This is a genomic window from Flavobacterium phragmitis, assembly GCF_900112575.1.
In the GTDB taxonomy this organism is placed as follows: domain Bacteria; phylum Bacteroidota; class Bacteroidia; order Flavobacteriales; family Flavobacteriaceae; genus Flavobacterium; species Flavobacterium phragmitis.
Window position 1 is genome coordinate 216,582 of sequence record NZ_FOMH01000010.1, and the last position, 16,617, is coordinate 233,198.

Sequence of the window (16,617 nt, forward strand, 5' to 3'; positions counted from 1 at the left end):
CTGTGGCAAAAAACTATTCCAACAAAAAGATTCCTCCTTCTATTAATGAAGCCCAAACTTGTCCTTTATCATCAATTGTAAATCCGTTTACACTTGAACTTCCGAGATTAATTTGTTTAATGATTTCAAATTTAGCAGCATCCACTACGATTACTTCACCTTTTCGGCTTCCAACATATATTTTATTCTTGTTTTCCAATATTCCAGCGGGATTGTGTTCGTATCCTAGTTTTAAGTCCAAAACTTTACTTTGGGCAATCATGTTTTCTTCTGTTAATTCCATTTCATCATTAATTGGCACTCTCAATAACAGACCGTCCATTGTTTTGCCATACATCCATTTTCCGTCCTGACTTTTGCCCATTGATTCTCTAATTTTCCATTTAGAAGTTCTTAAAAGCGTTTTCCCCGTTTCAATATCTAAAACAGTTAAGAAACGCTGTGGCGTAACAAAATAAAGTCTGTTTTTTGAGGAAACCATATTGACATTTCCAGCAGAATATAAAATTTGTTGGTCATTTCCATTATTCCATTTCCATATCAAATTTCCTGTGTTTTTGTCCAAACAATAAATATACGAATCCCAAACTCCAAAAATTATTTTATTTCCTTGTATTACAGGAACTCCCTGAGAATAAGACGCTGGTAAATTATTCTGCCAAATTACTTTTCCAGTGACTGCATCGGCACAAATAAAAGCCTTAGAACTTGCTGTATAAATTTTATTATTTTCTGCAATTGGTGAACCTACCAAAACTCCTCCAACTGGAATTGTCCATTTTTGTTTTCCCGATTGGGTATCGTATCCTACCATATTTCCCTCTATTGTACCTACAACTAAATTGGATTTTATAATAATAGGCGAAAAATAAATTGAATTTCCTGTTTCTGTTTTCCAATTCACATTTTTATTTTTCAGATTAACCGATTTTATTTCGCCAATTGAATTGGTAAAATAAAGATTCTTTTTATCGAATGCTGGAAGACTGTAAATAGAAGCAATATCTTTTATAAAAGGAGACTGCATTGTGACACTATCTTTTGGAATTGTAATTTTAGAAGGTTTTGACGGAACTGAAAATTTAAAAACTCCTGGTTTATCAATTTCTTTTTGATAAATGCTGATACTGTCTTTACTGATAATTACTTGATTATAACTTTTTGTTTTTCCGTCAAGCGAAGTTATAGAAGTTCCCATAATACCGCTCAAACCAGAGAAATCATACTTTCTTAAAGTATGTCCGTGACCGCAAAAAGTAGCTACAGTTGGATATTTTTCTAAAACCGAAAGCACTTCTTTATAATTGCTGACGCTGTTATCTAATGGATAATGAGCAAAATTCAATACTTTTTTATTGCTGTTTTTAAGACTTTCTTTTAAAGTTTTATCCAGCCAAAGTACATCTTCATGTTTTACAAATCCGTCTCCCATTTTCATGTAAGGCCCACAAGGAAAGCCAATAAAAAGATAATCCCCTTTTGAAAACACAAAGCGATCTTCTCCAAATATTTTTTTATAAGTCAAACCGGCACTTTCGCTCCAGTTGGTTTCGTGATTTCCAGAAATTACATAATACGGAATTTTCAGTTGAGAAAGTATCGAATGTACTTGTTTTAGTTCATCATCAGCACCACGATTGGTTAAATCTCCGGTAACAACTGCAAACTCGAAATCAGAATTATTGATTTCTTTTACAATATTCTGCAATAAAAAATCATTGTCATTTCCTACTGAGACATGAAGGTCGGTTAGTTGCACAAATTTGATATTTCCAGAGTTTTCTGCATTTTGAGAAAATCCCGATACCATTATAAAAAGTAATAGTATTCTAGTTACTACATGTTTCATGATCATTTATTTAATTCGTTAAGTAAAATATACAAAAAAACTAACAGGCTTTATAAAGCCTGTTAGGGCAACCAACCAAAATTTTAAACGATGCTTATTGCTTTACAAAACACATCGCACTTATTCCAATTTCACCATGAAAAGGATGAAAGCAAATATAAAAAAACTTATGAATGCAATCGCATTTATTTGCATTATTTTACTTTTTATAAAAAAATAATGCACAATAACGCATTTTAATATTCAGATTTGCACATTTTGCAAATTTTAACACATATAATTTAGTTCTGGATTTTTTTAATGCGTTTTTTTGCGTTATGTGATATTTAAGACAAAAAAGTTGCATAAAATCGCATTTTATCAAAATAATCTATATATTTGCTCACTAACCATAAATAACTAAGCAAATTATGAAAAAATTTTTCCTCTTTTCTTTGTTGTTTTTAATCGTTCAAATCACATTTGCACAAACAAAAACAATTACTGGAATTATTAAAAACAAAGCCGACGGTATTCCGATACCGGGAGTTACGATCCTTATAAAAGGAACTAATATTTCCACAACTACCGATTTTGATGGTAAGTACAGTATTCAAGCCACATCTGGTCAAACACTTGTTTACAGCTACATTGGGTATCAGCCACAAAATGTTACTGTAAGCTCGTCAAATGTTGTGAATGTAGAACTTGCAGAAGCAACAACAAAACTAGATGAAGTTGTTGTGGTAGGTTTTGCTTCTCAGAAAAAAGCGAATCTTACTGGAGCAGTTGCAAAGGTCGATGTTAAAAAAGCTTTAGGAAGTATTCCCGTTACAGACATTACAAAAGGTTTACAAGGAACTACTCCTGGACTTAATATTACTAATAATTCAGGTAATATAAGCAAAGGATCAAATGTTAATATTCGTGGAGCTGGAACTATTGTAAATGGAGTAGCTACAGGGTCGCCACTTATTTTAGTTGACGGTGTTCCAGGCGATTTATCAATGTTAAATGCAGAAGATGTCGAATCGATGTCTGTTCTTAAGGACGCCGCTTCTGCTTCTATTTATGGTGCACGTGCTGCATTTGGAGTTGTATTAATTACTACTAAAAGTGGTAAAAATGCTAAAGGCAAAGTAAGATTTGCTTATAGTAACAATACAGGATGGAGTAATCCAATTTCGCTAGTTCAATTTAACGACCCTACTGTAGAACTTCCTGCAATGATTGAAGCGCAAGCAAGAGCTGGTAATGCAAATCCTGAATCTTTTGGTATGAACTACAAAACTTTATTGCCTGGGATTATTAAATGGAAAGAAAAATACGCTTCGACAAGAAATCCTAATGACAAAAACATGATCCTAGGAGAAGATTTTGACATTATTGGTGGAAAAGAATACTTCTACAGGATTTGGAATCCGCATGATGAAATGTTAAAAAAGAATGCGGTACAAACGCTTCACAATTTGTCTGCTCAAGGATCTATGGGTGAAAAAAGCTCATTTATTGTTTCGTTAGGTCTTGCTAATCAAGAAGGTGTAATGAAAATCAATAACGAAACCAATCAAAGATTCAATCTTAATTTAGGTTTAACAACAGAGTTAGCAAGCTGGCTTACAGGAGATTTTAAAGTTTTAGGAACTTTCCAAGAATATGATTCTCCTTTTAACTACTACAACAGTGGTCTTGATACTGCAGGTAACGGTTATTTTGGTTATTACATGCGTTGGGGATCTTATTTCCCATATGGTACTTACAATGGTACTTACTTTAGACATGCGCCAGGTTATATGGCCAATGCATCTCAAAATGAAAGCAAGTCAAATGATATGAGGATAAGCGGAAAACTTACTGCTCAAATCACAAAAGACTTTAATATTATTGGAGAATATAGTTTTAATACTAATTTTTCAAGTCTAAAAATGAATGGTGGACAAGTACCTCTTTGGGACTTTTGGACAAGTGGTGCTGACTTAGTTGCAGGAAAACCTACTTCAATGGAAACTGCTAATGATTTTGTTGCACAAGCCAAATCGTCTTTTACAAGAAATGTAGCCAATTTTTATGCAAATTACACTAAAACATTAGGAGAAAACCATAATTTTAAAGTGTTAGGAGGTTTGAACTCTGAGTGGTATGATTTTGAAAGAACTTATGCTCGTAGAAATACACTTTTGGACAAAAACAAACCAGAGTTTAATTTAGCTATTGGTGATCAGTTTACTTCACCTCTTACTGCTAATGACATTTTAAATCCAGGTTTATCAAGATATGCAATTGCAGGATTTTTTGCACGTGTAAATTACGATTACAAAGGGAAATACTTATTGGAATTAAACGGACGTTATGATGGTTCTTCAAAATTCCCAAGTAATGAGCAATGGGGATTCTTCCCTTCTGCTTCTGTTGGATATAGAATTTCTGAAGAAAGTTTCATGGAAGGTACAAGAAGCTGGTTGAATGATTTGAAAATCCGTGGATCTATTGGTTCAATTGGAAATCAAAATATCGCTAACAATGCCTTTTTACCAGTTATGACCAACGTTACTACTAACCCTAGTCCTTATTGGATTGGTAGCGGTACAACCATTCCTCCTACTGTTAATCAGCCTTCAAATGTTGACCCGAATTTAACTTGGGAAAAAGTAAATACGCAAGATATTGGTATTGATATTCGTATCTTTAATATGTTAGGTTTAACATTTGATTATTATCAACGTGATACTAAAGGAATGTTAGCTCCAGGTAAAACACTTCCAGGTTCATTTGGTCAAACTGCTGCCAATACAAACTCAGGAAACTTAAGAACAACTGGTTGGGAATTGGCACTTAACTTTAATAAACAAATAAACAAAGACATAAGCGTTTATGCAGATCTTACACTTTCTGACAATACTACAGAAGTAACAGAATGGAACAACTCATCCAAACTTTTAGGATCTTTTTATGCAGGTCAAAAATTAGGTGAAATCTGGGGATTAGAAACAGATCGATTAATTCAATCAACCGATCAAATCGACGCAACAGGGTTAATAGTAAACGGTGTTGATTATAAAAATATAAGAACAGGTGCTTTTAGATACGGCCCTGGAGATGTAATGTACAAGGATTTAAACGGAGACGGAGTTATCTCAAGAGGAGATGGAACGGCTACTAATCCTGGAGACTTAAAAGTTATAGGCAATACCACTCCTCGTTACCAATACGGAGTTCGTTTAGGTGGTGCTTTATATGGATTTGATATTGACGCCTTCTTTCAAGGAGTTGGCAAACGTGAATTTTGGACAACTTCAGACTTAGTATTACCATTCTACAACAGAACAGATGCTATGTATGAAAGCATGAATGATTACTGGACACCAGAAAATACAGACGCTTATTTCCCTAATCCATACCCTGGACATTCTGGAAATGCTTTTGGAACTTATGCGCCTGGATCAAACAACTTTGTTGCACAGTCACGTTATTTATTAGACATGTCTTATTTACGTTTAAAATCGATGACTCTTGGATATACTTTTCCTAAAAGCATTACTCAAAAGGCTGGATTTGACAAAATCAGACCGTATGTTTCAGGTTTTAACTTAGCTACTTGGAAAAGCAGCAAATTACCTGTAGATCCTGAAATTAATGAAACTGAAGCGGTATGGGGAAGAACTTTCCCTTACTCTAAAACATGGTCAGTTGGTATACAGCTTGCGTTTTAATAAATGTATTTAAAAATCAAAAATTAACTAAAATGAGAAAATTAATCATAAACTCTAAGATAAAACTATCAGTTGCCTTGCTTGCTATTGCAAGTTTAACTGCTAGCTGTTCAGATTTTTTGGATACACCTCCTGAAGATGTATTTACAGACGACAATTTTTGGACTTCAGAAAATAACGTAAAAACGTTCTCCTGGTTAAATTATAACACCTTTAACGGGTATGGAAATAATGCTGGTACTACGGCCGATTTTTACTTTCACGCTTCATCTACAGGATTAATAGATGACAATTTGGCTATGAACGTTTTCACTAACTTTCTAACAGCTCCAAATGCTACCAACGCAAATTGGAACGAATATTACACTTTGGTTCGCCGCTGTAATCTTATGTTAGAAAGAGTACCAAATGTGCCAATGGATCAAACGAAAAAAAATCATTATATAGGTGTTGCTAAGTTTTTTAGAGCTCATACTTATTTTCGTTTAGCACAACAATTTGGTAATGTGCCTTATACAGATAAGTATTTAGCGCAAAGCGATCCTAATGTATATAAACCGGCTTTATCTAGAGCTGAAGTAATAGACAATGTTATCAAGGATTTGGAAGAAGCAATTCCAATGTTATTAAACATTGATGACAGCAATGTAACTGTAAACAAATACACAGCTTATGCATTGTTAAGCCGAGTATGCTTGAGTGAAGGTACTTATAGAAAATACAATTTAGGACAAAATGGGAATACTTATCTTCAAAAAGCAAAAGAAGCTTCTTTAGCGGTAATGAACAATAATTCTTTCAAACTAAATGCAGATTGGAAAGCACTTTACAACTCTGTTGAGTTAATGAATAATACTGAGGTAATTTTAACCAAAAGATATATTAAAGGTGTTTTAGGAAATTCAGTACAAGCCTATACTAATACCTCAACCGTTCAAAACGGATTGACAAAATTTGCAGCAGAAAGTTATGTAACTACAAATGGATTACCAATAAAACAAGCCGGTAATACTCAATATTTAGGAGACAATACTATTGCTAATACTTTTGCCAACAGAGATCCAAGGTTCGCTAAAGCTTTCAGCACAGCAGATTATGCTTACTCTGACAAACCATATAATGGTTTAACCTCTATCACAGGTTATGTATTTCAACTGTATAACAACCCTGCCACTACAGGTACAGACGTTTCAACAATTGGACAAAATCAAATTGACGCTCCTGTTTTTACACTAAGCGAGGTTTATTTGAATTATGCTGAAGCATGTGCAGAATTAGGAACAATTACTAATGTTGATCTTGATTTATCGCTTAACAAAGTTCGTACACGCGCAGGAATTGCTGTTTTGACTACAGATGGTACAAACGCTTCTGCTGGTGGAGTACAAATAAACGATCCGCAAAGAACAACCGCATTAGAACAAATGTCAGGAATTGTTAATCCAATTATATGGGAGATCCGCCGTGAGCGCAGAATTGAGTTTATGGCTTGGACTACTATGAGAAAAGAAGATCTTATGCGCTGGAAAAAAGGAGATTACTTGGATACTAATTCCAATCCTGATGTTGTTTTAGGAGCTAGAATACCTGCTTTGATAGGAACTAACTCCAAGACAAAAGTAAATTCAGATGGATATGTAATTCCTTATGCTGCTGGCGTGTCTAGATCATTTGTATCTCCAAAAAATTACTTAAGTGCAATCCCTACAAACGACATTAATTTATACGCTGCAGAAGGTGTAGAATTAAAACAAAACCCAGGCTGGTAATCTCTTAAGAAAATAATATAGTGTTTATTTAGTTTATTACCTCTGGATACTTCGGTATTCGGAGGTAATTTTTATACATAAGACTTCATTAAAGATTTCTATTTTTCTAATTTCGTTTTAACGTTTAGCTTCCGATTATTAACCAACTAAACTTTTTTATCATGTTACGAATTCTAAAAAAAATCACTCTCCTATTTTTATTATTTCCAATATTATGCTTTTCAACTGTACCAAGGTCAATTGAAAACAATAGTATTTACATAGCTGAAATAAAAACCGGCGCTGATAATTTTGAAAAATATTTACCATTATTAAAAAATAAAAAAGTTGGAATCGTTACCAATCAAACTGGACTATTATCTAACAAAGTGCATTTGGTCGATTTTTTGTTAGAAAAAAAAGTAGCCATTCAGACTATTTTTGCTCCAGAACATGGTTTCAGAGGTGTTGCTGATGCCGGCGAACATGTTGTTGATGGTAAAGATGAAAAAACAGGATTACCTATTATTTCTCTTTACGGCGATAACAAAAAACCTAAAGCAGAACAGCTGAAAAAGATAGATGTTGTCATTTTTGACATCCAAGATGTTGGAGCTCGATTTTACACTTATATTTCTTCTTTACATTATGTAATGGAGGCTTGCGCCGAAAATAACATTCCTCTTATTATTCTAGACAGACCCAATCCAAACGGAAACATTGTTGACGGACCAATTTTGGAAAAAGAATTTAAAAGTTTTGTTGGAATGCATCCAATTCCTGTTTTACATGGAATGACTATTGGAGAATATGGCCAGATGATTAATGGTGAAAAATGGCTGACAAACGGAGTAAATTGCAAACTTACCGTAATCCCCTGTTCAAATTATAAACGCGAAATGAGTTATAGTGTTTTAGCAAAACCATCTCCAAATTTACCTAACGATCAATCGATAAACCTTTACGCCAGTTTATGTTTTTTTGAAGGGACCAATGTAAGTTTAGGCCGTGGAACTGAACAGCAGTTTCAGATTTATGGTTCTCCATTTTTACCGAAAAAAGGTTTTAGTTTTACTCCAAAACCAAATTTTGGTTCAAAAAACCCTCCATTTAATGGAGAAACCTGTTATGGAGAAGATTTATCAAAAGAGAAAAAACTAACCCGATTAGAACTTAAATGGCTGATTAGTGCTTATACAAATACAACTGATAAATCGAAATTCTTTACACCCTTTTTTACGAAATTAGCAGGAACAAAAAAATTACAGGAACAGATTGAAAAAGGAGTTTCTGAAAATGATATTCGCGCAAGCTGGAAAAGTGGTTTGGAGCAATTCAAGAAAACCAGAGCTCCCTATTTACTTTATAAATAAACATTCTGAAGTGAAATAAAAAAATCGACATGAACCTTTTAAAAATAGTGCATGTCGATTTTTATTTATGTTAGAAAACATTTAACCCTGCGTCTACAAAACTTTTGATTTTAGGGCTATTAGGATTTAAGTCTGTAATTACTGCATGCAATTGCTCCAATCCACAAACTTTATGCATCATCTTTCCGTTGATTTTATCAGAAGTTGTCAATGCAACTACTTTTCCTGAAGCTTTTATCATTTCTTTTTTTACTACAGAAACTTCATATCCCATCTCTGTCAAACCTTGATTTAGGTCGAGGCTACTCACTCCCAAGAAGCAAATATCAGCTTTAATTTTGGACAAAACCTGAATTACATCTATACCAATGGTTACCATTGCTTTTTTTTGCAGTTTTCCGCCAATAAAAATCAGCTCAATATTGGGGTGCTGCGATAATTGCATGGCAATTGGCAAACTGTACGTATATATTGTGGCCGAAAAATCAATTGGGATTAATTTACAAAAAGACAAATTTGTTGTCCCTCCGCTCATAATAATCACCTGGCCTTCACTTAAAAAAGAAAGTGCTTTTTGACCAACAATAATTTTCCTGTCTTCATTAATAATCTTAATGTCAAAAACATTATTTGGTTTATCTTTAACCAAAAAAGCCGCGCCGTACACCTTGTTTATCAAGCCTTTATTATTTAACTCATTAAAATCTCTTCGAATAGTATCTTCAGAAATTTTAAGTTCTTGAGCAAGATCAATAGTGTTGATTTTTTCAACTTCTTGAAATTTATTCATAATGTATTGATGTCTCTCCCTTTTCAGCATTTAGTATAGATTTTTGTCAAATATAAAAATTAATGCGTTATTCTGCACTTTTTAAATACGTTATTTAACACGATTTTAGGCTAAATAAAAACAAGAAAAAGAACGATATAACATGCGTTATTTTGCGTTATTTTATCAATTTTTAAAAACTTACGCATAAATTTGCAATGTATCAAAAAAATGTTCTATATTTCGCTTCGCAAACCAACCAAAAAAATTTAATTTCTCAAAAAAAAGAGGAATTGGAAACCAAATATTTCAGTTTATCCATTAAATAACAATTCGCTTATCTATGAAAAACAAGCAGCCTGAAACAGAACAAGAATCTTTATACAAAGATTTAGATCAAATGAGCGTAAAAGAACTATTGACAAACATTAATACAGAAGATCAAAAAGTTCCTCAGATTATCGAAAAACAGATTCCTAAAATCGAAAAACTAGTTAAAGCAATCGTAAAAAAAATGCAATTGGGTGGTCGATTATTTTATATTGGAGCTGGAACTTCTGGACGTATCGGAATTTTAGATGCTTCTGAATGTCCGCCAACATTTGGCGTTCCTCATGATATGATTATCGGAATTATTGCAGGAGGAGACACTGCAATTCGTAAGGCGGTTGAAAATGCGGAAGATGATACGGAACAAGCATGGAAAGATTTAGCTAAATTTGAAATTTCAAGTCTGGATTTTATTATTGGAATTGCTGCTTCTGGAAATACGCCTTATGTTTTAGGTGCTTTAAAAAAAGCTAAAGAACACAATATAAAAACAGGAAGTATTTCTTGTATCAGCAACGGACTAATAGCTCAAGAAGCTGATTATCCGATTGAGGTAATTGTAGGTCCAGAATTTTTAACAGGAAGCACAAGAATGAAAGCAGGAACAGCTCAAAAGCTGACGCTGAACATGATTTCGACTTCGGTAATGATCAAACTTGGAAAAGTTAAAGGCAACAAAATGGTCGACATGCAGTTGTCTAACGAAAAACTGGTAAAACGAGGCATCAAAATGATTATGGAAGAATTGGGAATTGAGTACGAATTGGCCGAAGAATTACTGCATCAACATAAGAGTGTACGTGCTGTTTTGCTAGATCATAGCAGCAAAAAATAACCTAAAAACTAAACCAAAACCAAAACCAAAATGTCTTCTACTACAATTCTCATTTTCATCTTTGTTTATTTTGGTCTTTTACTGTTTGTCTCAAACGTAATCAGTAAAAAAGGGCAAGACAACGATTCTTTTTTTAAAGCAAATAAAAATTCCAAATGGTATCTTGTTGCCTTTGGTATGATTGGAACGGCGCTCTCTGGCGTAACTTTTATTTCTGTTCCTGGAGAAGTAGGTTCACCAAACGGAGAACAATTCAAATACTTCCAGTTTGTTCTAGGAAATGCAATCGGATTTATTATAATCGCAAAAGTCCTGCTTCCACTCTATTACAGAATGAATCTGACTTCGATTTACAGCTATATCGAACACAGAATGGGAATTAGGAGTTACAAAACTGCAGCTTCAATATTTTTAGTAAGCAGGACCATTAGTTCAGCTTTTAGATTGTATTTGGTTGTCATTGTTTTACAGCGATATGTTTTCAATGATTTTCATATACCATTTCCGGTAACGGTACTTTTGGCTTTGGCGCTTATCTTTTTGTACACCTTCAGAAGTGGCTTAAAAACCATTATTATTACTGATACCCTACAGACGTTTTTTTTAGTTAGTTCAGTGTTTATAACCATTTATTTTGTTTGTGACAGTCTAAATTTGACTGTTCTTGAGTCGGTTTCAACCATTCAGAAAAGTAATTATTCTAAAATATTTTTCTTTGATGATTTCTTTACGAGCAAGTACCACTTTGTAAAGCAAATTTTAGGAGGAATGTTTGTTACTATAGCAATGGTTGGGCTGGATCAAGATTTAATGCAGAAAAATTTAAGCTGCAAAAACATTGGCGAAGCACAAAAAAACATGTTCACGTTTACGGGAATTTTTGTTTTAATCAATATTATTTTCTTGAGTTTGGGTGCTTTATTGTACATCTATGCAGCAAAAAATAATGTTCAAATTCCGCTGGATTTAGCAACAGGGAAACCAAGAACCGATTTACTTTTCCCTGAAATTGCTTTAAATCATTTGTCAATCGTTCCGGCTTTCGTTTTCCTTTTAGGAATTATTGCTGCCACTTTTGCTACAACTGATTCGGCTTTAACAGCTTTGACAACTTCATTTTGTGTCGATTTCCTTGGAATGGACAAAGCAGAAAATCTGGACAATTCAAAAAATGTGAATATTAGACATTGGGTGCATTTTGCATTTTCAATCTTACTTTTTCTTGTAATTATTGTTTTGAATTCATTCAATGATGCTTCAGTTGTAGCCTTAATTTTTAGAGCCGCATCTTACACTTACGGGCCGTTATTAGGTTTATATGCTTTTGGATTATTGCAAAAATCAAGATTAGTAAACGATAAACTAATTCCGATTATCTGTATTATTTCGCCAATATTTACCTATTTCTTAAGCGAAAATTCAGCACAATTATTCGGTTACACTTTTGATAACGAATTGATTATAATCAACGGATTATTTACTTACATCGGAATATATTTAACCAGCAAACGCACTGAAGAAAAAATCTCTTTCTAAAAGCCAAAATAAAGCCATCCGGAATTTTATCTGAATAGCTCAAAAAATGATTTCATGAAAAATACTATTATAAAAATAGTTTTGTTGACAGCCGTTCTTTTTTTAATCATCAATTGTGGTGTTTCTAAAAAAAGTAAAACTGCTGTTGAAACAAACGAACCTATTTCGACAGAAAATAAAGAAGTTTACATACCCAAAAGCAAATCAGAAAAAAAACCTTTTGTTGCCGATTGTGATGCTGAAAATCGTTGGGCAGACAGTATTTACAGCCAAATGACGCTAGACGAAAAACTGGGGCAATTATTTTTTGCTAACGCCTATTCTAACAGAGATTCTGTTCATGTTAACAAAGTAAAAGAACTGGTTTCAAAATATAACATTGGCGGTGTTATTTTTTTTCAGGGCGGACCAGTTCGTCAAGCGAAATTAACCAACATCTATCAGTCCAAAGCCAAAGTACCACTGTTTATTGGACTTGATGCCGAATGGGGATTAAGCATGCGTTTAGACTCGACTTATGCTTATCCCTGGAACATGACTTTAGGTGCAATCCAAGATTTAGAACTTATCGAAAAAGTCGGAAGACAAATGGGAAGCGAATGCAAAAGAATGGGCATTCATTTCAACTTCGCTCCTGTTTTAGATATCAATACCAATCCGCTGAATCCGATTATTGGCAATCGTTCTTTTGGCGAAAGCAAAACCAATGTTGCTGAACGCGCTTCTGCTATAATGAAAGGTATTCAGAGCCAAGGAGTTTTATGTACAGGAAAACATTTTCCAGGGCATGGAGATACCGCTGTTGATTCGCATAAAGCACTTCCAACTGTTGCTTACACTAAAGAACATATGGATGAAGTCGAATTATATCCATACAAAAAACTCTTTGACGAAGGTCTGGCTTCTGTAATGGTAGCGCATCTTAACATTCCGAGTTTAGAACCAAAAGAAAATGTTCCGTCTTCTGCTTCTTATAATGTAGTAACTGAATTACTGCAGAAACAATTAGGTTTCAACGGACTTATTTTTACAGATGGTTTAGGCATGAAAGGCGCCAGTAACTTTAAACCTGTCGGCGATTTGGAATTGGCAGTTTTACAAGCAGGAAATGATATTTTTCTTTGCCCGGATGATGTTCCAGCAGCTTTAGAAAAATTAAAAACATTTTATGCAAATGGTCAGATTACCGAAGAACGTTTAGCGCATTCGGTTAAAAAAATACTGCATTATAAATTCAAAGCAGGTTTAAACAAATACAAACCTGTTGATTTAAAAAATCTACAAAAAGACTTAACAAGCCCTGATAAAGATGCACTTCAGTACAATTTGTTTGAAAATGCGGCTACAGTCTTAAAAAACAGAAAAGACATTCTTCCAATTAAAAATCTCAATCAGAAAATTGCTTACGTAAAACTGGGAGAAGATGTAAACAGCGCTTTTGTTTCGACCTTAAAAAAATATACTGAAATAACAGAAGTTTCAAATAGCAACATTGATTCTTTAAACAAACAACTAAAGAAATACGATCTAGTTATTGTAAGTTATCATAAAGTAAATAAAGCTTGGGAAAAGCACGATTTCTCTTCAAATGAATTGTTTTTCCTGAATAAAATTGCCGAAAACAACAAAGTGATTTTAGATGTTTTTGCAAAACCTTATTCGCTTCTTTCCATCAAAAATTTTGATGCCATTGAAGGATTGATGGTTTCGTACCAAAATTCAACGATTTCACAGATTGTTTCTGCTGAGATTTTATTTGGAGCAAAAAGTGCCAAAGGAAAATTACCCGTTTCAATCAACGATAATTTTAAAGTAAATGACGGAATCGATACTGAAAAAATCGATCGTCTAGGTTTTGAAACACCTGAAAATGTTGGAATGAATTCGGCAATTCTTGACAAAATAGACGCGATTGCCAAAAAAGCAATTGACGGAAAAATGGCTCCCGGAATGCAGGTTTTAGTTGCACGAAAAGGCAGTGTTGTTTTTCAGAAATCATACGGATATCAAACTTACGATAACAAGATAAAAGTTTCGAATACCGACTTATACGACGTTGCTTCGATTTCCAAAATGATTTCTACGCTTCCAAACGTGATGCAGTTATACGATAAAAACAAGGTAGAATTAGATACGAAATTAGGAACCATGCTTCCAATGTTTGCTAAATCAAACAAAAAAGATATTTCGTTTAAAGACTTATTAAACCATTATGCCGGATTAATTGCCTGGAGTCCGTTTTACAAATCAACCTTAGATGCCAAAGGTTTTCCATCAGATCACTATTATAGAAAAATACCAGAGAAAAATTTCACAACTAAAGTAGCAGACAACCTTTTTATTAGAAATGATTATCATGACACGATTATGAAATTTATTGCCGACTCTCCTATTTCATTAAAAAAAGAATACAAATACAGTGATTTCACTTTTATCATTCTAAAAGAATATTTGGAAAGGGCCACACACAAAAAACTGGAAGATTTAAGTCAGGAAAACTTCTTCAATTCATTGGGAATGAATTACACCACTTACAATCCGCTATTGAAATTTGACAAAAATGCAATTGCTCCAACAGAAATTGATAACTATTTCAGACATCAGTTGATACAAGGTTATGTACACGATATGGCAGCCGCGATGGAAGGTGGTGTTGCAGGTCATGCTGGAATTTTCTCCAATGCGATGGATGTCGCCAAAATGATGCAGTTGTTTCTTCAAAAAGGAAGTTATGGAGGTGAACGTTATTTTTCTGAAGCTACTTTTGACACTTTTAACACTTGTTTTTATTGCGATCAGGGCGTTGAAAGAGGTTTAGGTTTCGATAAAAGATTAGGAAAAGACGGCCCGACTTGTCAATGTGCTTCGAAATCAAGTTTTGGTCATACTGGTTTTACAGGAAATATGGCTTGGGTCGATCCTGAAAACGAAACCGTTTACGTGTTTTTATCCAACAGAACGTATCCGGAAGTTGGCGAAGAAGGCAATAAATTAGCGAAAGAAAAGATTCGTGAAGATATTCAGAAGATAATTTATGAATCTATAATGAAATAACTTTGTAGATTGTTTTTTAAACACATAGAAACATAGATTTTATTAGCTTATAAAAAGTCGTTTCACTCAGAATAAAGCACATAGTTCTATGTGTTAGAAACTAGTTTCTTTTTATTTACTTTTATTTATATAAAAACCTATGTTTCTATGTGTTTAATAAAATTAATCGCTCCCAACTAATTAACTTTAGCTGCATTTTAAACAAACATTCATGAACAAAAATATTGAAGCACTTTATCAAATTGCCCAAAAAGAAACGAAACGTATTATTGGACTGATGTCGGGGACTTCTCTCGACGGATTAGATATTGCTTTATGCGAAATTTCAGGATCTGGCGTAAACACCAATGTAAAGCTGGCCCAGTTTGAAACGATTAGTTATTCAGAAGAAATCAAAACAGAAATTCGTAAAGTCTTTGCGCAGAAAAATATCGATTTTCAGCATTTGGTTTTACTGAACGAATGGATTGGCTTACTTCATGCGGAAATGGTAAATGAAACTTTAGAAAAATGGAATATTCCTTCTTCAGAAATTGATCTAATTGCTTCTCACGGACAGACCGTTTTGCATGCGCCGAAGTTTTTACATCAGCAGGAAAAATTTCCAAATGCTACTTTGCAGATTGGAGACGGCGACCATATTGCGGTAAAAACAGGAATCATCACTTTATCAGATTTTAGGCAAAAACATGTTGCTGCGGGAGGCGAAGGTGCTCCGTTAGCCGTTTATGGTGATTATTTTTTATTCGGAAAAGAAGGCGAAAACAGAATTATGCTCAACATTGGAGGCATTGCCAATTTTACTTATCTGCCTTCAGACATAAAAAATGAAGATACTTTTGTAACCGATACTGGAACAGGAAATACTTTAATTGATCTTTTTGTAAAAAATTATTTCTTTGATAAAAGCTACGATAAAGATGCTGAAATAGCGAAACAAGGAACTGTAAATCAAGATTTATTGGTTAATTTGAAAGATAATGCTTTTTTCAAAAAAGGTTTTCCAAAAACTATCGGACAAGAATTATTTAATGCAGAATATGTAGAATTAGCACTTTCCAAAAGCAATCTTACGAATATTACAGCTCCCGATTTATTGGCAACTTTAACACGTTTTACAGCTGAAACTATTGCCGAGGCGATTCTATTTGCTGTTGAAAATTCTTCTTACAAAATTGAAGATTTTAAAATTTATCTTTCCGGCGGAGGAGCTAATAATCCATTAATTGTAAAATGGTTAAAAGAATTACTGCCTTGTTCTTTCTTCAAAAGCAATGATTTAGGAATTAACAGCGATGCCAAAGAAGCGATTCTTTTTGCTGTTTTAGCTAATGAAACTGTTGCCGGAGGAGATTTCAAATTTAATTCTGTGAAAATCCCATCTGTAACTATGGGAAAAATTTCTTTTCCTGATTAATTTACAACTACCAACCA

General features: G+C 33.7%; 9 protein-coding genes. 7 read left to right on the plus strand and 2 right to left on the minus strand.

The window, feature by feature from the left end; translation table 11 throughout:
- Positions 1 to 13: 13 nt before the first annotated feature.
- On the minus strand, positions 14 to 1,849 hold the full coding sequence (locus tag BM289_RS18200; RefSeq protein ID WP_167365456.1) for an outer membrane protein assembly factor BamB family protein: 1,836 nt from the start codon (positions 1,847 to 1,849) through the stop codon (positions 14 to 16).
- 410 nt (positions 1,850 to 2,259) lie between these two features.
- Here BM289_RS18200 and BM289_RS18205 point away from each other — a divergent pair, with 410 nt between their 5' ends.
- The 3 genes from BM289_RS18205 to BM289_RS18215 all read left to right on the plus strand — a co-directional run bounded on the left by BM289_RS18205 (position 2,260) and on the right by BM289_RS18215 (position 8,659).
- Positions 2,260 to 5,538, plus strand: a complete 3,279-nt coding sequence (locus BM289_RS18205; protein WP_091496200.1) for a SusC/RagA family TonB-linked outer membrane protein — start codon at positions 2,260 to 2,262, stop codon at positions 5,536 to 5,538.
- A gap of 32 nt (positions 5,539 to 5,570) precedes the next feature.
- Positions 5,571 to 7,307, plus strand: coding sequence for a RagB/SusD family nutrient uptake outer membrane protein (locus BM289_RS18210; RefSeq protein ID WP_091496202.1), 1,737 nt, complete (start codon positions 5,571 to 5,573; stop codon positions 7,305 to 7,307).
- Between the two features lie 161 nt (positions 7,308 to 7,468).
- Positions 7,469 to 8,659, plus strand: a complete 1,191-nt coding sequence (locus BM289_RS18215) for an exo-beta-N-acetylmuramidase NamZ family protein (protein ID WP_091496204.1) — start codon at positions 7,469 to 7,471, stop codon at positions 8,657 to 8,659.
- A gap of 70 nt (positions 8,660 to 8,729) precedes the next feature.
- Here the strand turns inward: BM289_RS18215 and BM289_RS18220 are convergent, their stop codons facing one another.
- Positions 8,730 to 9,479, minus strand: a complete 750-nt coding sequence (locus BM289_RS18220) for a DeoR/GlpR family DNA-binding transcription regulator (protein ID WP_091496206.1) — start codon at positions 9,477 to 9,479, stop codon at positions 8,730 to 8,732.
- Between the two features lie 292 nt (positions 9,480 to 9,771).
- Here BM289_RS18220 and murQ point away from each other — a divergent pair, with 292 nt between their 5' ends.
- The 4 genes from murQ (at position 9,772) to BM289_RS18240 (ending at position 16,600) form a co-directional block, all read left to right on the plus strand.
- Positions 9,772 to 10,593: an N-acetylmuramic acid 6-phosphate etherase gene (murQ, locus tag BM289_RS18225; RefSeq protein ID WP_091496208.1), complete on the plus strand. Its 822-nt coding sequence runs from the start codon at positions 9,772 to 9,774 to the stop codon at positions 10,591 to 10,593.
- A gap of 30 nt (positions 10,594 to 10,623) precedes the next feature.
- Positions 10,624 to 12,129, plus strand: coding sequence for a sodium:solute symporter (locus BM289_RS18230; protein WP_091496210.1), 1,506 nt, complete (start codon positions 10,624 to 10,626; stop codon positions 12,127 to 12,129).
- 54 nt (positions 12,130 to 12,183) lie between these two features.
- Entirely contained in the window at positions 12,184 to 15,183 is a 3,000-nt protein-coding gene (locus BM289_RS18235; protein WP_091496212.1) for a serine hydrolase domain-containing protein, read from the plus strand.
- Between the two features lie 211 nt (positions 15,184 to 15,394).
- Entirely contained in the window at positions 15,395 to 16,600 is a 1,206-nt protein-coding gene (locus tag BM289_RS18240; RefSeq protein WP_091496214.1) for an anhydro-N-acetylmuramic acid kinase, read from the plus strand.
- Positions 16,601 to 16,617 lie beyond the last annotated feature (17 nt).

Coding starts and splice junctions, on each gene's coding strand:
- BM289_RS18205 (WP_091496200.1), top strand. CDS start 2,260: ATGAAAAAATTTTTCCTCTTTTCTTTGTTGTTTTTAATCGTTCAAATC.
- BM289_RS18235 (WP_091496212.1), top strand. CDS start 12,184: ATGAAAAATACTATTATAAAAATAGTTTTGTTGACAGCCGTTCTTTTT.
- BM289_RS18215 (WP_091496204.1), top strand. CDS start 7,469: ATGTTACGAATTCTAAAAAAAATCACTCTCCTATTTTTATTATTTCCA.
- BM289_RS18200 (WP_167365456.1), bottom strand. CDS start 1,849: ATGAAACATGTAGTAACTAGAATACTATTACTTTTTATAATGGTATCG.
- BM289_RS18240 (WP_091496214.1), top strand. CDS start 15,395: ATGAACAAAAATATTGAAGCACTTTATCAAATTGCCCAAAAAGAAACG.
- BM289_RS18210 (WP_091496202.1), top strand. CDS start 5,571: ATGAGAAAATTAATCATAAACTCTAAGATAAAACTATCAGTTGCCTTG.
- murQ (WP_091496208.1), top strand. CDS start 9,772: ATGAAAAACAAGCAGCCTGAAACAGAACAAGAATCTTTATACAAAGAT.
- BM289_RS18220 (WP_091496206.1), bottom strand. CDS start 9,479: ATGCTGAAAAGGGAGAGACATCAATACATTATGAATAAATTTCAAGAA.
- BM289_RS18230 (WP_091496210.1), top strand. CDS start 10,624: ATGTCTTCTACTACAATTCTCATTTTCATCTTTGTTTATTTTGGTCTT.